Below are 17,369 nucleotides of genomic sequence, written 5' to 3'. Positions count from 1 at the left end.
TGCTAGCTAATCGAGTTGGGGCGGGTTTGGAAATCTCTACATCTCCCCACAGAGCAAGCGGTACTGCCCGAGCTAGAGGTCAGCCTGTACGACTGCGAATGTCGTCTCTAGCCAGCTCCTTTTTGTTCTCTATGAGGGATTTTGAATAACCCTTTGTTGAGCCGTGTGCAGGTAGCCGTATGTTTCATGTTCACGAATCAAAGGGTATTTTTTAAATCCGACGAACGGTGCACTGTTGAAAAACACAGTATCTACGGGGCTTGGCGAAACTTGCACCAAAGTAACCCACAGATTTATCCACAGGCGGTAAAGATTTGCGGGCTTGCCTTCGCCTGAGCACCGCACTATCTTGGGTCTCAAGCGCTGAAGGCTCCCTATATGTTGGGTTTTCAGCGTAGCTACTGCCTCGAAAGAGGACTGAGCGAAAGGTAAAAGCTGCGAATGAGTACGCACAAGTTTGGCGACCGAACGTACCCATCCGCACCACCAGAGGCCAGACGGTAGCGACCGTGCCAGACCCTGATAAGGGTTCACATTGAGCCAACAAGTGACGGTAGCGTCAACTGCTCAGTGCTGAACGGTTCTCCTTTTTGGGGTCTGGTTTTTCCACTGAACCGGCAACATAGGAGAGCCTATCATGCCTAATTCCAAGCAGACGTCCTCGGACATCGCCAAGAAAGCAGCGGAGACGCTGCGTGATCCCAACGCCTCAGCAATCGCCAAAAGCCTAGCAGGCTCGGCCTTGGCTCAGCACTCAACGAGTAAGCAGACTAGCGCTGAAATGGAGGCCAAAGCTGCCAAGGCGCTCCAAAGCGACAAGTACAGTGATGCCACGAAAAGCCTTGCAGGTTCGGTGGTTTCGCAGTCTGACAAGAAGCGCTGAGGAGAAGGCCATGTACCAGTACTGTGTGAATAAAGTGGCTCAAGCCAATGGTGACAATGAGGTGCACAAGGAAGGGTGTGCATACATGCCGTTGCCGCAGAATCAGCATTACCTTGGTTACCACTCTGGCTGTCAGGGGGCGGTTCTTGCTGCGCGCGTCTACTACCGGCGGGCCAACGGGTGCGCTTTCTGCTCGCCCGTTTGCCATACGTCATAACAGCTTTAGCGCTTAATGGAGGGTGGGGTGGATAACTGCCCCATTCATAACAAGGCGTGCCTAACCGGGTGGCTACCTAGGCGACAGGCAGGTCGCGCTCGGCCACTTGCTTGACCGCTTCGATGTTGAATCTTCGGGGAAGCTCATGACACCTCCTAGTGGGCCTCATTATGAGGCTTGGGGGTCTCTAGGGAGTCTGGGGCTATTCACTCGTGCACTAGACGAGCAAGCTCAGATGCAATGAATACGGCGGCCCTTCGGTCTCTGATGCTGAGGCTCAGGCGGAGAGTGGTACGGTTGGGGTAGAGGTGCTTAGGTAGCCGCAAGTTTAGGTAGTACACGGCTCCGCGTCGGGTGATGTAAGTCAAAGTGGTACACCAGAGTGGTACAGCAAAGTGGAACACTGCTGGTCACACCCCAGATTTTTGGCCTTGTTTCAGGCATGATTGTTCGCCCGAAAAGAATGTCGGTGAAACCCCATCGCCTCTCACCAGTCCAGACGCAGTGCAGCTTTCAGCAAGCTGCGAGGAGTGCAAACACTCCATCCGGTCAGGTCCGGAAGGAAGCAGCCACGGCGGGAACATTGTGTGCCGGGGTGTGGCTGGTGGGGCCGCCTCCATAACCCGCTCGGGTTGTGTGTCTCCCAAGTCTCTTTCTCTTCATGTGCGGTTGCCCGGTATTCGGCGACGCGATGACGTGCGTCCGCTTTTCGGGGCTTGGTTACACCATTTCGCCGACACAGTGTCCCAATCAGTAGCGGGGAAGATTGTTGTCGTTAACGGCAACCTGTTCCCGTGGCTGCAGAGCGCTCGTTTGCTGTGCCCTGCTTTGATCGGTATAAAAACCAGATACCCAGTCGGAGTGGATTGCCATGCATCCGCGTGTTCTTGAAGTCACCGAGCGCCTGATTGAACGCAGCCGCGCCACCCGCGCGCGTTACCTGGCGATGATCCATGCGGCCGCCAGCGAAGGGCCGATGCGCGGCAAGCTGCAGTGCGCCAACTTCGCCCACGGCGTGGCGGGTTGCGGCAGCGACGACAAGCAGCGCCTGCGCCTGATGGACTCGGCCAACGTCGCCATCGTCACCGCCTACAACGACATGCTCTCGGCTCATCAACCCTACGAGGTGTACCCGGAGCGGATCCGCCAGGCGCTGCGCGATATCGGCTCGGTCGGCCAGGTCGCCGGTGGTGTGCCGGCCATGTGCGATGGCGTGACCCAGGGCGAGCCGGGCATGGAGATCGGTATCGCCAGCCGCGAAGTGATCGCCATGTCCACCGCCGTGGCCTTGTCGCACAACATGTTCGATGCCGCGGTGTTCCTCGGTGTCTGCGACAAGATCGTCCCCGGCCTGATGATGGGCGCACTGCGCTTCGGGCACTTGCCGTCGCTGTTCATTCCTGCCGGGCCGATGCCCTCCGGGCTGTCGAACAAGGAAAAGGCCGATGTGCGCGAGCGCTACGCCGAGGGCAAGGCCAGTCGTGACGAGCTGCTCGAGTCGGAGATGAAGGCCTATCACGCGCCCGGTACCTGCACATTCTACGGTACGGCCAACACCAACCAGATGCTGATGGAGATGATGGGCCTGCACCTGCCGGGCTCGTCCTTCGTCAACCCGAACACGCCGCTGCGCGAGGCCCTGACCGCCGAGGCCGCGCGCCAGGTGGTGCGCCTGACCAAACAGGGCGGCAGCTTCCTACCGCTGGGCGAGATCATCGACGAACGCGTGCTGGTCAACTCCATCGTCGCCCTGCACGCCACTGGCGGTTCGACCAACCACACCTTGCACATGCCGGCGATTGCCCAGTCCGCCGGCATCCAGCTGACCTGGCAGGACATGGCCGACCTCTCCGAGGTGGTGCCGACCCTGGCCCACGTCTATCCCAACGGCAAGGCCGACATCAACCACTTCCATGCCGCGGGTGGCGTGGCCTTCATGGTGCGCCAGCTGCTCGACGCCGGGCTGCTCCATGAGGACGTCAACACGGTGATGGGCCGCGGCCTGCGTCGCTACACCCAGGAGCCGTTCCTCGAGAATGGCCAGCTGGTATGGCGCGAAGGCCGTAGCGAGAGCCTCGACGAGAAGATCCTGCGTCCCGTGTCGCGGCCGTTCTCCGCCGAGGGCGGCCTGCGCGTGATGGTCGGCAACCTTGGCCGTGGGGTGATGAAGGTCTCCGCCGTGGCGCCCGAGCATCAGGTGGTCGAGGCACCGGCGCGGGTGTTCCACGATCAGCAGGAACTGGCCGACGCCTTCAAGGCCGGCCAGCTGGAACAGGACCTGGTCGCCGTGATGCGTTTCCAGGGGCCGCGCTTCAACGGCATGCCCGAGCTGCACAAGATGACGCCGTTCCTCGCCGTGCTGCAGGACCGCGGCTTCAAGGTGGCCCTGGTCACCGATGGGCGCATGTCCGGCGCCTCGGGCAAGATCCCGGCGGCGATCCACGTCTGCCCAGAGGCCTTCGACGGAGGTCCGCTGGCGCGGGTGCGTGACGGTGACAGGATTCGCGTGGATGGCGAGGCCGGCACCCTGCAGGTACTGATCGACCCGGCCGAACTGGCCGCGCGTGAGCTGGCCACGCCGCCCAGCGGGCAGGGCGTGGGCTGCGGTCGCGAGCTGTTCGCCTTCATGCGCGCGTCCTTCAGCTCGGCGGAGCAGGGCGCCAGCGCGTTCACCTCGAACCTGGAAACGCTGCGTTGACGTTGGCGTTGGTCGGCGACATCGGCGGCACCAACGCGCGTTTCGCCCTGTGGCATGACCAGCAACTGACCTCGGTGCGCGTCCTGGCGACCGCTGACTTCGCCAGCCCGGAGCAGGCGATCAGCCGTTACCTCGCCGACCTCGGCCTGGCGCCGGGCAGCATCGGTTCGGTGTGCCTGGCGGTGGCCGGGCCGGTGAGCGGCGAGCATTTTCGCTTCACCAACAACCACTGGCGCCTGAGCCGCGGCGCGTTCTGCGCGGCCCTGCAGGTGCAGGAGCTGCTGCTGATCAACGACTTCACCGCGATGGCCCTGGGCATGACCCGCGTGGCTGAGCATCAGCGCGTGCCGATCTGCCCCGGCGTGGCCGAGGTCGGCAGCCCGGCGGTGGTGATCGGGCCGGGCACCGGCCTCGGTGTCGGCACCTTGCTGTCGCTGGGCGAAGACCGCTGGCAGGCGTTGCCGGGCGAGGGCGGGCATGTCGACCTGCCCATCGGCAGCCCGCGCGAGGCGCAGTTATGGCAGCAGCTGTTCAATCAGCTCGGCCACGTGCGCGCCGAGGACGTGCTCAGCGGCAGGGGGCTGCTGCAACTGTACCTGGCCATGTGCACGGTGGATGGGCAGACGCCGACGCTGAACTCGCCCGCGCAGCTCACCGCGGCAGCGTTGGCCGGCGATTCGCTGGCGGTGCAGGTGCTCGACCAGTTCTGCGTGTGGCTTGGCCGGGTTGCCGGCAACAACGTGCTGACCCTCGGTGCGCGCGGCGGCGTATACATCGTCGGCGGGATGGTGCCGCGCTTCGCAGCGTTTTTCCAGGCCAGCGGTTTTTTGCGCGCGTTCTCCAGCAAGGGCTGCATGAGCGGTTATTTCGAAGGCGTTCCGGTATGGCTGGTGACCGCCGACTACCCAGGCCTGGAAGGAGCCGGCGTGGCATTGCAACAGCGCCGCTAAGCTCTGCGTTGCAGGCGGTGCGACCTGCCGCTGGGGACAGCCTGTGCTACCGCCTCAATCCGGCGTTTGCTGCCTGTGGTGTGCCGGCTGTTCGTCCGTCACGGGGAACACCGGGCGTTCAGATGGGTCACCCGTCATGCACTGTGCTGCGGTGAGTCGCGCCTCGCCGTCGGCGGCCACTGCTTGTTTGCCCGGCGTGCGCGCTGCCCCAGGACCGCTTTCTCAGGTGTATCCATATGGCCATGTTTGACGAGAGACCCCAGACAGTCAGCATTGACCCTGTCGAGTCCTGCACCTTCGCCCTGTTCGGCGGCTTTGGCGACCTGGCGCTGCGCAAGCTGTTTCCCGCCCTCTACCAGCTGGACCGTGCCGGCTTGCTGCATGCCGACACGCGCATCCTCGCCCTCGGCCGCGAGCAGGGTGAGAACACACAGTTGGTGGTGATCGAGGGCCACCTGCAAAACTACGTGCCGGCGCAGGAGATCGACGCCGCCACCCTGCAGCGTTTCCTCGCCCGTCTCGATCACATGAGCATGGATTTTCTCAGCACCGAGGCTTATACGCTGCTGGCCGAACGTGTGGCTACGGCCGAGCGGCTGATCGCCTACTTCGCCACGCCGGCCAAGGTCTACGGGGCGATCTGCGCCGGGCTGGCCGAGGTTGGCCTGGCCGCACGAACCCGCGTGGTGCTGGAGAAGCCCATCGGCCACAACCTGGAATCGTCCCGTGCGGTGAACGAGGCGGTGGCCCGGCATTTCCCCGAGAGCCGCATCTATCGCATCGACCATTACCTGGGCAAGGAGACGGTGCAGAACCTGATCGCCCTGCGTTTCGCCAACAGCCTGTTCGAGACCCAGTGGAACCAGAACCACATCTCCCACGTGGAAATCACCGTGGCCGAGCAGGTCGGCATCGAGGGGCGCTGGGGCTATTTCGACCAGGCCGGGCAACTGCGCGACATGATCCAGAACCACCTGCTGCAGTTGCTCTGCCTGATCGCCATGGACCCGCCCTCGGACCTCTCGGCCGACAGCATTCGCGACGAGAAGGTCAAGGTGCTCAAGGTGCTGGCGCCGATCACCGCCGAACAGCTTGGCCAGCAGGTCGTGCGTGGTCAGTACGTGGCCGGCAGCATCAAAGGCAAGGTGGTGCCGGGCTATCTCGAGGAGGAAAACTCCAACACGCAGAGCGACACTGAGACCTTCGTCGCCCTGCGCGCCGAGGTGCGCAACTGGCGCTGGGCAGGCGTGCCGTTCTACCTGCGCACGGGCAAGCGCATGCCGCAGAAGCTGTCGCAGATCGTCATCCACTTCAAGGAGCCGCCGCACTACATCTTCGCTCCCGAGCAGCGGCCGTTGATCAGTAACCGCTTGATCATCCGCCTGCAACCGGACGAGGGTATTTCCCTGCAGGTGATGACCAAGGAGCAGGGTCTGGACAAGGGCATGCAGTTGCGCAGTGGCCCGCTGCAGCTGAGTTTTTCCGACACCTACCGCAGCATGCGCATCCCCGATGCCTACGAACGCCTGCTGCTGGAAGTGATGAAGGGCAACCAGAATCTGTTTGTACGCAAGGACGAAGTCGAGTACGCCTGGCAGTGGTGTGATCAACTGATCGCCGGCTGGCAGCGACAGGGCAGCGCGCCCAAACCTTATACGGCAGGAACCTGGGGGCCGGCGGCCTCCATTGCATTGATCACCCGTGACGGCAAGGACTGGTATGGCGATTTCTGATCTCGAACTTCCCACGCATGTGCTGGGCTTCGGCCTGGGTACTGCGCAACAGCTGGCCAGCGAACTGGCGGTCAGCGTGGCCAATGCGCTGCGCGGCGCTATCGCCGAACGCGGCGCGGCGAGCCTGGTGGTGTCCGGCGGGCGCAGTCCGATCCCGTTCTTCCAGCGTCTGGCGCAACAGGAGCTGGACTGGTCGCGGGTGACGGTGAGCCTGGCGGACGAGCGCTGGGTGCCGGTGGCCCACGCCGACAGCAACGAAGGCCTTGTGCGTCGCCATCTGTTGCAGGAGCGTGCGGCCAAGGCGCGCTTCATCGGCCTGTACCAGGCGGCGCCGAGCCTGGAAGAGGCCGCGCAGCTGGCCGAACAGGCCCTGAGCGAGCTCCCGCAACTGATCGATGTGCTGGTGCTGGGCATGGGCGAAGACGGCCACTGCGCCTCGCTGTTCCCGGCCAGCGCCAACCTCGACCGGGCCCTGAGCGCCGATTGCCCGCGGCGCTGTCTGCCGATGCAGGCGCCTACGGTACCGCGTCAGCGCCTGACCCTGACGTTGCCGGTACTCGCTAGCGCGCGCCTGACCCTGCTGGCCATCGAGGGCCTGACCAAGCTCGCCACCTTGCGCCAGGCCCTGGCGGGTACGGATGCGGCGCAGATGCCGATCCGCGCCTTCCTGCGCGAGCCACTCGAAATCTACTGGTGCCCCTGAGCCCGAGGAATCCGCCATGAGCAGCATTTCGCAACGCAGTGCGAGCCGGCGTGATGCCGTTCCAAGCATGGCCGACAAGGTCGAGCGGATTGACACGCTGTGTGCCCGTGCGCGCATCCTGCCGGTGATCACCATCGAGCGCGAAGAGGATGTGCTGCCGCTGGCCGATGCCCTGGCTGCGGGCGGCCTGTCGACGCTGGAGATCACCCTGCGCTCCGAGCATGGCCTGGGCGCCATTCGCACCCTGCGCGAGCAGCGGCCCAACCTCTGCGTGGGTGCTGGCACCGTGCTCGACGAGCTGATGCTGGCCGAGGCCGAAGCTGCCGGCGCGCAGTTCATCGTGACCCCCGGCTGCACCGCCGAGCTGTTGCGTGCCGGCGTATACAGCCCGCTGCCGCTGTTGCCGGGGATCAGCAGCGCCTCGGAAATCATGCTCGGCTACGCCCTCGGATATCGTCGCTTCAAGTTGTTCCCCGCGGAGATTTCCGGTGGCGTCGCGGCGCTCAAGGCGCTTGGCGGGCCGTTCGGCAACGTGCGGTTCTGCCCAACCGGCGGCGTCACCCCGGACAACGTGCGCAGCTACATGGCGCAGCCCAACGTGATGTGTGTGGGCGGTACCTGGATGATGGAGCGCGCGTGGATTCGCCAGGGTAACTGGGCGCGCATCCAGGCCGCCAGCGCCGAAGCCTTGCAGTTGCTGAGCTGAGCCGACGCTGCATCGGCTCCTACAATGAACTCACGGGCTGAGCAGGTCACTGTCGGCATCCGCGCGCGGCAGTCCGCGTAACTCCAGGTGCCGATCCCAGGCGCTCGATAATCCTTCTCCAGGCAGAATCATGAGCACAGCACGCCAACTCAACAGCCTCTTTCCCCGCGCCGCCGACATTCCCGAACGCTACCGCCAGGGCGCGCCCATCGAGCAGCGCGAGTACCTGGTCAATGGCGAGTTGCGCCGCTGGGACGGCCCGCTGGTGAGCGTGCGCAGCCCGATCTTCCTGGCCACCGAACAGGGCGATGAGCAGGTGCTGCTGGGCAGCACGCCGCTGCTCGACGCCGAAGCTGCGCTGACTGCCCTGGATGCCGCCGTGCAGGCCTACGACCACGGCCAGGGCCTGTGGCCGAACCTGCGCGTGGCCGAGCGCATCCAGCATGTCGAAGGCTTCCTCACGCGCATGCGCGAACAGCGCGAGGCGGTGGTGCACCTGCTGATGTGGGAGATCGGCAAGAACCTCAAGGACTCGCAGAAGGAGTTCGACCGCACCTGCGACTACATCGTCGACACCATCGAATCGCTCAAGGAGCTGGATCGCCATTCCAGCCGCTTCGAGCTGGAGCAAGGTACCCTCGGGCAGATCCGCCGCGTGCCGCTTGGCGTGGCGCTGTGCATGGGGCCGTACAACTACCCGCTGAACGAGACCTTCACCACGCTGATTCCGGCACTGATCATGGGCAACACCGTGGTGTTCAAGCCGGCCAAGTTCGGCGTCCTGTTGATCCGCCCGCTGCTCGAGGCGTTTCGCGACAGCTTCCCGCCCGGGGTGATCAACGTCATCTACGGCCGCGGCCGCGAGACCGTCAGCGCGCTGATGGCCAGCGGCAAGATCGACGTGTTCGCCTTCATCGGCACGCACAAGGGCGCCAGTGACCTGAAGAAGCTGCACCCACGCCCGCATCGCCTGCGTGCCGCGCTGGGCCTGGATGCGAAGAACCCGGGCATCGTCCTGCCGCAGGTCGACCTCGACAACGCGGTGAACGAGGCCATCACCGGCGCGCTGTCGTTCAACGGCCAGCGCTGCACGGCGCTAAAGATCCTCTTCGTGCACGAGACGGTGCTCGATGCCTTCCTCGAGAAATTCACCGCCAAGCTCGCCGCGCTGAAACCCGGCATGCCCTGGGATGACGACGTGGCGCTGACCCCGCTGCCCGAACCGGGCAAGGTCGAGTACCTCAGCGACCTGCTCGACGACGCCGTGGCCAAGGGCGCACGGGTGGTCAACCCGGGCGGCGGCACGCACCGGCAGAGCTTCTTCTACCCGGCGCTGCTGAGCCCGGTGACGCCGGCCATGCGCCTTTACCAGGAAGAACAGTTCGGCCCGCTGGTGCCCGTGGTGCCATACCGTGAGGTGAAGGAGGTGATCGACTACGTGCTGCATTCCGACTACGGCCAGCAGCTGAGCATCTTCGGTAACGACTCGGCGCAAGTCGGCCGCCTGGTCGATGCCTTCGTCAACCAGGTCGGTCGCATCAACATCAATGCCCAGTGCCAGCGTGGCCCGGACAGTTTTCCCTTCAACGGCCGCAAGAATTCCGCCGAAGGCACCCTGTCGGTGCAGGACGCCCTGCGCGTGTTCTCCATCCGCACCCTGGTGGCGACCCGCTTCAACCCGGAGAACAAAGAACTGATCAGCGAGATCATCCGCAACCGCGAGTCGGGCTTCATCACCACCGATTACATCTTCTGAACGAGCCGGCAGCCGTATAGCTAGTGAAAGTCGCGGCTGCGCACGTTGAGCCCGGTCAGCAGCGGGGTCAGGTCGATCAGGCGCCCGGCGATCTGCAACAGCTGCGACTGCGGCATCACGTGGCGCTGATGTTCACTCCGCCGGTCCGCATCGAGAAGGGTGCGTGCGCAGGTTTGCTATCCAGTGCTGGTCACTCACTGAGGTGCCGAAAAATATCGAACTGCTTTAGCGGTCAGCAGCAGGTGCTGGAAAGGTGTCTAGGCCACTGAGAAAGGCATCGACTTCGGCGGTGTAGGTCGGGTCTGCGCCGAGTAGCTGGTTGATCTGTTTGTGCGAATAGTCCTTGCGCAGGATCGTGACCGAAACGCCCAGGTCAGTAGCGTGCTTGGCGAAGGCGTCGGCCTGAGCGCAGGCTTCGGTGCGGCGGGTGGAGCATACGGCGAGGAAGGGTCTGGCTGAGGCCGTCAGCGCGGTGATTGGCGATGCCGCGCGCCACAGCGCCTGGTCCGTGCCGAAGGCCTTGTCGTACAGCGGGTAATGGCGCTCGCGCATGATCGCGCTGACATCGAACGCGGCGCTGTCCAGTGCCACCGTACCCAGCCACAGCGGCTTGGCCTTTGCAGCCAGGCGCGGGTCGCTGGCGAGCAGGCTGACCAGGTGAGCGCCGGCGGAATGGCCCATGAGCACGATCCGGCCAGGGTCGCCGCCCCAGCTCGGTGCCTGGCGCTGCACCGTGGCGAAGGCCAGGGCGATATCCTCGACCTGCAGCAGCGGGCCCGCCTCGGGGATCAGCCGGTAATTGCTGGAGACCAGCACGTAACCCCGCTTCAGCCAGTGTGCGGCCTTGTTGTCCACCACCGCGGACATCGCCTTGTCGCCGGTGTACCAGCCACCACCATGGACCATGAAGATGATCGGCGCAGCCTTGGCCTGCGCCGGCAGATAGACATCGAAGCGCTGACGCGGGTCGCTGCCGTAGGCCTGATCGCGCAACACCCGGCCGCCCGCGGGTAGCGCGGCCTGGTTGCGGTTTTCCAGACGCTCTTCGCGGCGCTCCTGCAGCAGGTCACGCAACGGGCCGGCGTAGCTGGACGTGCAGAGCACGAGCCCAAGCAGGAGATGAGTAATGTGCGATAGCGGGCGCATGGCAGCTCCGGTGAGTAAGCGCGAACGCTGAGCCTAGCCGAGTTGACCCCGCGAGTGGAACAGCTAGGGCTGCGCTGCGGGGCAGTCTTGCTGCAGCCTGAGATCGACCAACACCGGCAGGTGGTCCGAGCCCAGACTCGGGCCGCGCGACTGTCTGACTACCTGCCAGTGCGCGGACGCCACAACGTGGTCGATGGGAATACCCAGCGGACCGCCCCAGGTCGGCATCAGTCCACTAGCACGCCGCCAGCCCTGCATCTGCAACGCGACGAAAGCCGGCGCCCACGGGCTGGTATTGAGGTCGCCGGCCAGCAGGCTGGGCTTCTGCTTGTGCTGCGCCAGCTCACTCAGAGTGCGATCACGGCGCGCCCGTTGCCGCGGCGAGATGGGCGGCATCGGATGCAAAACAGTCAACTCGACACGGCAACCGGGGATGAGCAGGCCGGTCTCGATGCGCTGAACGCCTTCGTCGTCCGTGATCACCCGTGGATCGAGCAACGGCATAGTCGACAGTACGCCGATACCAAACGGTGATGGCTGCGGGCTCAGGCTGCGATAGAGATAGCCGGGTAGCGGCTGCAGGCTCTGGGCGAACGCGGGCGACAGCTCCTGCAGTACCACCACGTCCGGCTGCACCAGCGCTAACCAGTCGCGCAGGGCACCGGCGTCACGGTTGTCGAGGTTGAGGTTGGCACTGGCCAGGCGTAGCTGTGGTGCACCTTCACTTTCGGGCAGGCTCGGTGCAGCGCTGAGCCATGGCAACGGCGCGGCTAGCAGGACCGGTAGCCAGCGCCGCTGCACCAGCAGGGCGAGTGCGCTACCGCCCAGCAGGCCGGCGAGAAACAGCCATTGCCAGTGCACCGCCAGCTCGAGCAGCCAGATCAGCGCGCCCTGATGATGGGCGAACGAGCGCAGCAGCCAGGGTAGAAGCAAGCCGAACAGGCAGGGTGGTAGCGATAACCAGAGAATGCGGCGAAGCAGCGTGAACATGGCGGGGCTCTGTGGCACGAAGGCGCGAGCATGGCCCGCCGCCCCTCCGTGGGCAAGCGTCAGCTCGGCGGGCGCCGCAGGCGCGTAGTGTTGACGATGTCCACCGCGCGGGCACGCAGCTGGCCGCAGCCGCCGTCGATGTCCTGGCCGGCGGAATTGCGCACTTTGGTGAGAACGCCGCGGCTGTGCAGGTAGCGCACGATCTGCACGATGCGCTCGCCCCGCGGGCGCTGGAACTCGTCGTCTTCCAGGCTGTTATAGGGGATCAGATTGAGCACCGCGTACTTGCCCTTGAGCAGGCGCAGGATGCCGTCGAGTTCCTCCTGGCTGTCGTTGATGCCGGCGAGCAGTGTCCACTGATACTGGATCGGGTAGTCGAAGCGGCGGGCGTAGTCTTCGCCCAGCTCGACCAGTTCCTCGGGGTCGATGCGCGGCGCGCGCGGCAGCAGGTGCTGGCGCAGCTCGGCGTTGGTGGTGTGCAGCGACAGGGCCAGGGCCGGCTTGATCCGTTGCTGCGGCAGGCGTTCGAACACGCGCGGGTCGCCGACGGTGGAGAACACCAGGTTCTTGTGGCCAATGCCGCCGTCGGTGCCGAGCAGGTCGATGGCTTCGAGCACGTTGTCGAGGTTGTGCGCCGGCTCGCCCATGCCCATGAACACCACTTTCTTCACCGGCCGAAAACGCCGCGCCAGGGCCACTTGGGCGGCGATCTCGGCGCTGCCGAGCTGGCGCAGCAGGCCGCTCTTGCCGGTCATGCAGAACACACAGCCCACCGCACAACCTACCTGGCTGGACACGCACAGGCCACCACGCGGCAGCAGCACGCTCTCGACCATCTGGCCGTCGTTGAGCGCTACCAGCAGGCGCGCCGAGCCGTCGCTGGCCGGGTGTTCGGAGCGCAGGCGCACCAGGTTGTCGAGGTCATCGCTGAGCTGCGGCAGGCCGGCGCGCACCGACAGCGGCAGGAAGTTCTCGCTCTGCTGGCGGCGGGTGCCGGTGTTCAGCGGCTTGCCCTGCAGCCAGGCACGCACCACCCGACCGCTATGGGCAGGCAGGGCGCCGAGATCGGCGAGGCGTTGGTGGATGTCGGGGATGCGCATGGGGCGCGAATCCTACCACCGGGGCAGGCACGAAACCACGCCGGCCGGCGGCGCGAAAGGGGTTGAACCGTGTCTGTCCGGCCAGGGTCTGCTCTGTGTGGGGCCCTGGCAGTTGCCGGTCGGACACCCGCCTGCCGGCTCGCCGGTATGCATGAATGGCCTGATACGGAGATCCACCGATGAATATTTTCGAAGCCTTGCGCGAAAGCCACGAGAAGCAGCGCGGCTATGCCCGGGCGGTGATCGCCACCAGCGGCGACACCCCGGAGCGCGACGCGGCCTACAAACAGCTCAAAGCCGAGCTGCAGGCCCACGAACGGGCCGAGGAGCGGCACTTCTACAGCCCGCTGCTGGAGTACGACAACGGCGTCGACCTGTCGCGCCATGCCATCGCCGAGCACCACGAGATGGACGAGATGATCGAACAGCTCGACGAACTCGAGCGCTCCAGCCCGGCATGGCTGGCGATGGCCAAGAAGCTCGAGGAAAAGGTCTTCCATCACCTCAAGGAAGAGGAGCAGAAGTTCTTCCAGATGGCCGGCAAGCTGCTCAGCGAGAAACAGAAGGTCGAGCTGGCCAAGGGCTACTTCAGCGACTACGAACGCGGCCTGGCCGAGGCCTAGCGCGTATCGAGCACACGGGCGGCCCGGCGCAGCATCGCCGGGACGATCCGCCGGTGGACCGGGCCGACCAGGGCCATGTACACCCGGCCGAGGCGGTTGTGGATGTGCACCACGGTCGATACCGCGAGCAATATGCCCTCTGCGTGCGGCACCTTGCACACCGACACCCGCACCTCCAGATGCCGGTCGGCGTCGCCGAGAATCACCTCGTCGTCGCTCAGGTGCAGCAGGGAAAAAATCCCCACGCGGTCGCCAACGCGGTAGTCGGCGGCCTGCCGGGTCGCGGGCACGTCCGCCAGCCCGCCAAGATTCTTCAGGCCGAACAGCGCCACCACGCGATTGCGCAGGCGCATCAGGACATCGACCCAGCCCGGCGTTTGCCGCACCACCGTCAGGTACAGCTGCAACGCGCTGCTCAAGTTGGCGGCGATGCTCAGGGCGTGGCAATCGTGAAAGTCCGCGCCGTTCAGCCAGAGGGCGAGGGCGCTGTGGGGCGGCACGGCAACGCTGACGATGGTGGCATTCATGCCGACTCGGCCTCGCTGTGCAGGTCGATCAGCAGTTTGCAGTCGATCATTCCGCTGCGTTCCCAGGTGTCGCGCTTGAACTGCTGGTGCATGCGATCGACTTCCAGGGTAGAGCTGGCCGCCACTTCCGCGGCCCTGGCGGCGTCACCTGCACGGATGTAGGCCAGCAGGTACTGCTCGCCGGCGATCTGCACTTCGAACCAGGATTCGACACTGATGCCTTCGTTGCGGATCGAGGTGATGGCTTCGTCCTTGAGGCGGGTGATTTCGCTCAGCCAGGTGGCGAGATGGACCTGCGAGTCGGGTTTGAGCTTGATCAGTACGGCTTTGACGTCCATTTCCACACCTGTCGGTCACGTGTCATCGGGGAGCAGCTGCGGGTTGAAGACCACTTCCCAGAGGTGGCCGTCCGGGTCCTGGAAGTAGCCGGCGTAGCCACCCCAGAAGGTCTCGTGGGCGGCCTTGACCAGTCGTGCACCGGCGGCGTGGGCCTGGGCCAGGACGGCATCGACCTGCGCGCGGCTGGCGACGTTGTGGCCGAGGCTGAACTCGACGGGGCTGGGGGCATGCGGCGCCAGACCGCTGTCGTGGACAAGGCTCGTGCGCGGCCAGAGGGCCAGTTTCAGGCCGTGCTGCAGGTCGAAGAAGACCACCGCGCCGTGTTCGAATTGGCTGCCGACGATACCGTCGCTGTGCAGGCCGAGGCCGTCACGGTAGAAGCGCAGGGCGCGGTCGAGGTCGTCGACGGCCAGAGTGAGCACGCTGATACGGGGTTTCATGGCCGAGCTTCCTGTGCCGAACACCAGGCTCAAGCCTACCCCAAGGCTGCCGCCGTTTGGTCGCCCGATTGCCGCAGCGGTGCAGGCCGTGGAGGCTAGCGCGGCCGACACATGCTATCGTCGCGCTTTCGCAGCAAGCTGTACGGAACCCCGATGAAATACATACACCAGCGCGAGCACCTCAACGAGGACGACATCGTCATCATCGAATGCTCGCAGATGTGCAATATCCGCCTGATGAACGATGCCAACTTCCGCAGCTTCAAGAATGGCGGCCGGCATACCTACCATGGCGGCGCGTTCGACAAGTTCCCGGCGAAGATCACCGTGCCCAGCACCGGTTTCTGGAACATCACCATCGACACGGTGACGCGTCGTGCGGTGAGCGTCACGCGCAAGCCGACCCTCAAGCACTCGATCAAGATCGTCCGTCGTTCCAGCTCCACGTTCAGCTGAGCCGCCGATTTAGCTCGAACCGAGCTTGTCGCCACGCTGTCCCAATTCTGAATGCCCTGATAACGACAAGGAGCACCAGAATGCTGAAATTTCTCGGCGGTACGATAGGCATCATCTTCATCATCGGCCTGATCGTGGTGATCGGCCTGTTCCAGCTGATTTTCTAGACGCCAACGCATAAAAAAACCGCTGCCCAGGCAGCGGTTTTTTGTGTCTGCGCGAAACGTCAGATACGCGTTTCCTTGTTATTGGTCGCGTGCTGCTCGCAGGTCAGGAAGCCCTTGTCGTCGACGCGGCCATTGCCGTCGAAGCTGACGAAGTAGACCTGCTCGTGGCCATCGCGGTTGAGCACGTAGTTGTTGCAGGTGCCGGCGCCATCGGTGCGGTCGATTTCGGTGGAGGGCGGGCCGCCGATGGTCAGGACCTGTTGCTTGGTCATGCCGTCTTCGATCTGCTTGACCAAGGGTTCATGGCGGAAGGTGACGTGGTCCACCGGATTTTCCGGGGTGGTCGAACAACCCACGACCGACGTCAGTACGCACAGTGCTGCCAGGGTTTGCTTGTACATGGTTTCGCTCCGTCGAATGAGCCGGACTGGCCCGTATTGCTTGGAGCTTTTGCCCGTCGCCGGAGTTCGATGTTTTTGCGTGGGCTTCCAGTCATTCGCATGGGGCGGAGCGCAGGCGGGAAAATCGTTAGCCAGCCGGCAAATCCGCCTTCGTCACCTCGCTTTTTCCGCGGCCTGCGGTCAATCTGTGCGCCTCTTAGCCGTCGCCATGACAGGAGTACGATCATGAACAGGATTTCACCGCTGGCCATCGCCCTGGCCCTCGCACTCGGCGTGCCGAGCGCCTTTGCCGATGAAGCGGCAACCGACCCGAGTGCGATCAAGGATTCCGCCAAGGCGGCCGTGTCCTCGGCGATTTCGGCGGGCAAGAACCTGCTGGGCGGCGTGACGGATGGCGTCACCGAGGGCCGTGAGTCAGCCCAGGGCAGCGACGGTTCGATCGTCGTCTCCAGCCTGGAGCAGCTCGATGGCCAGGTCAGCGTGCAGCTGCTCAAGGTCGAGACCGCCGAGGATGGCAGCCTGAACGCCTTGCTCGGCTTCAAGAACACCACGGAAAAGCCACTGCGCCTGATCAACCTGCGCCAGACCGGCGCCTTGCTGGCCATCGATCAGGAAGGCTATTCCAGTGCGCCGCTGCCGGGCCTGCTCAATCCCGACGACGTGACCATCCCGGCGAAGACCGGCGTGCGGCAGAAATTCGTCTTCGAGGGCCCGGTCGAGGGCGTGCAGTCGATCCGCCTGTGGGGCCGCGACTTCGAGGTGAAGAAGTGAGCCGCTGAGTCGCCACGAAAAAAGCCCGCATCTGCGGGCTTTTTATTCCTGAACAGCCGGCGAGGGCGCTTCCCCTACGAATGATCCCAAGCTAACGCTTAGCGCTTGATCACCGTCAGCGCGATCAGCCGCGACACCACCAGCGCCAGGTACATCACCCCGGCGAACTCCTCGATCATCACCAGCGAGCGGGCCATCGGCGTGATCGGCACGATATCGCCCAGGCCGACGCCGGAGAGGGTGGTGAAGCTGAGGAACAGCAGTTCCATCCAGCTGCGTGCGGCCTGCGGCTCGATCATCGCGGCGAAGCTGCCAGGGATCAGCAGCTGGCAGAAGGTGTAGAGGTGGGCGAAAGCCCAGGCGAGCAGGGTGAAGGTCGCGCCGGCGGCATACAGCTCGTCGGTGGTCGCGTGCTGGTCCTTGTTCATGTAGATGATCAGCGCGGTCGCGGCATAGAAGTAGAACGCCGCCTCGAGTATCGCGATCAGCCACTCGAGGAACAGGCTGGGCATCAGCGCATCGATCAACGACAGCATCAGCACCAGTACCGCCAGCAGCACGGCGATCCAGGTCTGCGCGGCACTGCGCTTGACCACATGCAGCGCCAGCCCCAGCACCACCAGGCCGAAGGCACCGAACAGCGCGCGACCGATTGGCGTGTCCTCCATCCAGGGGTAGAGCAGCACGCCGAGCAACTGCACGAACAGCAGGCCGGCGGAGGGATGGCGGGTGACATAGGTGGCGGGAGACATGGACGTTCCTG

At 64.6% G+C, this 17,369-nt stretch carries 18 protein-coding genes and 2 pseudogenes; 10 read left to right on the top strand and 10 right to left on the bottom strand.

What is annotated here, in order from left to right; translation table 11 throughout:
• Nucleotides 1–637: 637 nt before the first annotated feature.
• Complete coding sequence (locus tag IB229_RS15050; protein ID WP_192330380.1) at nucleotides 638–883, top strand: hypothetical protein; 246 nt, start codon at nucleotides 638–640, stop codon at nucleotides 881–883.
• A gap of 429 nt (nucleotides 884–1,312) precedes the next feature.
• Here the strand turns inward: IB229_RS15050 and IB229_RS21935 are convergent.
• Nucleotides 1,313–1,468: pseudogene (locus tag IB229_RS21935) on the bottom strand (integrase); the annotation flags it as partial.
• Between the two features lie 503 nt (nucleotides 1,469–1,971).
• Here IB229_RS21935 and edd point away from each other — a divergent pair.
• From edd to IB229_RS15020, 6 genes are all read left to right on the top strand, one after another.
• Nucleotides 1,972–3,798, top strand: a complete 1,827-nt coding sequence (gene edd / locus IB229_RS15045) for a phosphogluconate dehydratase (protein ID WP_192330378.1) — start codon at nucleotides 1,972–1,974, stop codon at nucleotides 3,796–3,798.
• A complete protein-coding gene (locus IB229_RS15040; RefSeq protein WP_192330375.1) occupies nucleotides 3,795–4,748 on the top strand; it encodes a glucokinase in 954 nt (317 codons plus the stop codon). Before edd ends, IB229_RS15040 begins: the two co-directional genes overlap by 4 nt.
• Before the next feature lie 242 nt (nucleotides 4,749–4,990).
• A complete protein-coding gene (gene zwf / locus IB229_RS15035) occupies nucleotides 4,991–6,481 on the top strand; it encodes a glucose-6-phosphate dehydrogenase (protein ID WP_192331585.1) in 1,491 nt (496 codons plus the stop codon).
• Nucleotides 6,468–7,184, top strand: a complete 717-nt coding sequence (pgl, locus tag IB229_RS15030; protein ID WP_192330373.1) for a 6-phosphogluconolactonase — start codon at nucleotides 6,468–6,470, stop codon at nucleotides 7,182–7,184. Before zwf ends, pgl begins: the two co-directional genes overlap by 14 nt.
• Before the next feature lie 16 nt (nucleotides 7,185–7,200).
• Nucleotides 7,201–7,890: a bifunctional 4-hydroxy-2-oxoglutarate aldolase/2-dehydro-3-deoxy-phosphogluconate aldolase gene (locus IB229_RS15025; protein WP_192330371.1), complete on the top strand. Its 690-nt coding sequence runs from the start codon at nucleotides 7,201–7,203 to the stop codon at nucleotides 7,888–7,890.
• 130 nt (nucleotides 7,891–8,020) lie between these two features.
• On the top strand, nucleotides 8,021–9,646 hold the full coding sequence (locus tag IB229_RS15020; RefSeq protein ID WP_192330369.1) for an NADP-dependent glyceraldehyde-3-phosphate dehydrogenase: 1,626 nt from the start codon (nucleotides 8,021–8,023) through the stop codon (nucleotides 9,644–9,646).
• A 20-nt stretch (nucleotides 9,647–9,666) separates the two neighbouring features.
• Here IB229_RS15020 and IB229_RS22310 read toward each other — a convergent pair.
• The 4 genes and pseudogenes from IB229_RS22310 to IB229_RS15005 all read right to left on the bottom strand — a co-directional run.
• Nucleotides 9,667–9,783, bottom strand: a pseudogene (locus IB229_RS22310) (hypothetical protein); the annotation flags it as partial.
• A gap of 88 nt (nucleotides 9,784–9,871) precedes the next feature.
• Nucleotides 9,872–10,792 carry an alpha/beta hydrolase gene (locus IB229_RS15015; RefSeq protein ID WP_192330367.1) on the bottom strand — a complete coding sequence of 307 codons (921 nt, stop codon included), beginning with the start codon at nucleotides 10,790–10,792 and terminating at the stop codon, nucleotides 9,872–9,874.
• A gap of 63 nt (nucleotides 10,793–10,855) precedes the next feature.
• On the bottom strand, nucleotides 10,856–11,782 hold the full coding sequence (locus tag IB229_RS15010; protein ID WP_192330364.1) for an endonuclease/exonuclease/phosphatase family protein: 927 nt from the start codon (nucleotides 11,780–11,782) through the stop codon (nucleotides 10,856–10,858).
• Between the two features lie 59 nt (nucleotides 11,783–11,841).
• Nucleotides 11,842–12,882 carry an RNA methyltransferase gene (locus IB229_RS15005; protein WP_192330362.1) on the bottom strand — a complete coding sequence of 347 codons (1,041 nt, stop codon included), beginning with the start codon at nucleotides 12,880–12,882 and terminating at the stop codon, nucleotides 11,842–11,844.
• Nucleotides 12,883–13,061: 179 nt separating this feature from the next.
• Here IB229_RS15005 and IB229_RS15000 point away from each other — a divergent pair, with 179 nt between their 5' ends.
• Complete coding sequence (locus IB229_RS15000; RefSeq protein ID WP_192330360.1) at nucleotides 13,062–13,505, top strand: hemerythrin domain-containing protein; 444 nt, start codon at nucleotides 13,062–13,064, stop codon at nucleotides 13,503–13,505.
• Here IB229_RS15000 and IB229_RS14995 read toward each other — a convergent pair.
• From IB229_RS14995 to IB229_RS14985, 3 genes are read right to left on the bottom strand one after another with little or no spacing between them, the layout of a single operon-like run.
• Nucleotides 13,502–14,032 (bottom strand): DUF2867 domain-containing protein, encoded by a 531-nt coding sequence (locus IB229_RS14995; protein WP_192330358.1) that lies wholly within the window; start codon nucleotides 14,030–14,032, stop codon nucleotides 13,502–13,504. The genes IB229_RS15000 and IB229_RS14995 overlap by 4 nt on opposite strands.
• Nucleotides 14,029–14,370, bottom strand: a complete 342-nt coding sequence (locus tag IB229_RS14990) for a DUF6176 family protein (RefSeq protein ID WP_192330356.1) — start codon at nucleotides 14,368–14,370, stop codon at nucleotides 14,029–14,031. Before IB229_RS14990 ends, IB229_RS14995 begins: the two co-directional genes overlap by 4 nt.
• Nucleotides 14,371–14,385: 15 nt before the next feature.
• Entirely contained in the window at nucleotides 14,386–14,811 is a 426-nt protein-coding gene (locus tag IB229_RS14985) for a VOC family protein (RefSeq protein WP_192330354.1), read from the bottom strand.
• Nucleotides 14,812–14,964: 153 nt separating this feature from the next.
• On the opposite strand from IB229_RS14985, the gene IB229_RS14980 reads away from it, so the two are divergent.
• On the top strand, nucleotides 14,965–15,267 hold the full coding sequence (locus IB229_RS14980; RefSeq protein WP_192330352.1) for a DUF1883 domain-containing protein: 303 nt from the start codon (nucleotides 14,965–14,967) through the stop codon (nucleotides 15,265–15,267).
• A gap of 226 nt (nucleotides 15,268–15,493) precedes the next feature.
• On the opposite strand, the gene osmE is transcribed toward IB229_RS14980, so the two are convergent.
• The gene (osmE, locus tag IB229_RS14975) at nucleotides 15,494–15,835 is read right to left on the bottom strand and encodes an osmotically-inducible lipoprotein OsmE (RefSeq protein WP_192330350.1); all 342 of its coding nucleotides are present in this window, start codon (nucleotides 15,833–15,835) and stop codon (nucleotides 15,494–15,496) included.
• A 225-nt stretch (nucleotides 15,836–16,060) separates the two neighbouring features.
• Between osmE and IB229_RS14970 the strand changes: the two genes are divergently transcribed.
• Nucleotides 16,061–16,606 carry a hypothetical protein gene (locus IB229_RS14970; RefSeq protein ID WP_192330348.1) on the top strand — a complete coding sequence of 182 codons (546 nt, stop codon included), beginning with the start codon at nucleotides 16,061–16,063 and terminating at the stop codon, nucleotides 16,604–16,606.
• 98 nt (nucleotides 16,607–16,704) lie between these two features.
• Here IB229_RS14970 and IB229_RS14965 read toward each other — a convergent pair whose 3' ends face one another.
• On the bottom strand, nucleotides 16,705–17,358 hold the full coding sequence (locus IB229_RS14965) for a potassium channel family protein (protein WP_192330346.1): 654 nt from the start codon (nucleotides 17,356–17,358) through the stop codon (nucleotides 16,705–16,707).
• Nucleotides 17,359–17,369 lie beyond the last annotated feature (11 nt).

Source organism: Pseudomonas sp. PDM14 (genome assembly GCF_014851905.1).
In the GTDB taxonomy this organism is placed as follows: Bacteria; Pseudomonadota; Gammaproteobacteria; order Pseudomonadales; family Pseudomonadaceae; genus Aquipseudomonas.
Note: the sequence above shows the minus strand (reverse complement) of the source record. Positions and strands in the feature narration are given on the sequence as shown.

Coding starts and splice junctions, on each gene's coding strand:
- IB229_RS15050 (WP_192330380.1), top strand. CDS start 638: ATGCCTAATTCCAAGCAGACGTCCTCGGACATCGCCAAGAAAGCAGCG.
- edd (WP_192330378.1), top strand. CDS start 1,972: ATGCATCCGCGTGTTCTTGAAGTCACCGAGCGCCTGATTGAACGCAGC.
- zwf (WP_192331585.1), top strand. CDS start 4,991: ATGTTTGACGAGAGACCCCAGACAGTCAGCATTGACCCTGTCGAGTCC.
- pgl (WP_192330373.1), top strand. CDS start 6,468: ATGGCGATTTCTGATCTCGAACTTCCCACGCATGTGCTGGGCTTCGGC.
- IB229_RS15025 (WP_192330371.1), top strand. CDS start 7,201: ATGAGCAGCATTTCGCAACGCAGTGCGAGCCGGCGTGATGCCGTTCCA.
- IB229_RS15020 (WP_192330369.1), top strand. CDS start 8,021: ATGAGCACAGCACGCCAACTCAACAGCCTCTTTCCCCGCGCCGCCGAC.
- IB229_RS15015 (WP_192330367.1), bottom strand. CDS start 10,792: ATGCGCCCGCTATCGCACATTACTCATCTCCTGCTTGGGCTCGTGCTC.
- IB229_RS15010 (WP_192330364.1), bottom strand. CDS start 11,782: ATGTTCACGCTGCTTCGCCGCATTCTCTGGTTATCGCTACCACCCTGC.
- IB229_RS15005 (WP_192330362.1), bottom strand. CDS start 12,882: ATGCGCATCCCCGACATCCACCAACGCCTCGCCGATCTCGGCGCCCTG.
- IB229_RS15000 (WP_192330360.1), top strand. CDS start 13,062: ATGAATATTTTCGAAGCCTTGCGCGAAAGCCACGAGAAGCAGCGCGGC.
- IB229_RS14995 (WP_192330358.1), bottom strand. CDS start 14,032: ATGAATGCCACCATCGTCAGCGTTGCCGTGCCGCCCCACAGCGCCCTC.
- IB229_RS14990 (WP_192330356.1), bottom strand. CDS start 14,370: ATGGACGTCAAAGCCGTACTGATCAAGCTCAAACCCGACTCGCAGGTC.
- IB229_RS14985 (WP_192330354.1), bottom strand. CDS start 14,811: ATGAAACCCCGTATCAGCGTGCTCACTCTGGCCGTCGACGACCTCGAC.
- IB229_RS14980 (WP_192330352.1), top strand. CDS start 14,965: ATGAAATACATACACCAGCGCGAGCACCTCAACGAGGACGACATCGTC.
- osmE (WP_192330350.1), bottom strand. CDS start 15,835: ATGTACAAGCAAACCCTGGCAGCACTGTGCGTACTGACGTCGGTCGTG.
- IB229_RS14970 (WP_192330348.1), top strand. CDS start 16,061: ATGAACAGGATTTCACCGCTGGCCATCGCCCTGGCCCTCGCACTCGGC.
- IB229_RS14965 (WP_192330346.1), bottom strand. CDS start 17,358: ATGTCTCCCGCCACCTATGTCACCCGCCATCCCTCCGCCGGCCTGCTG.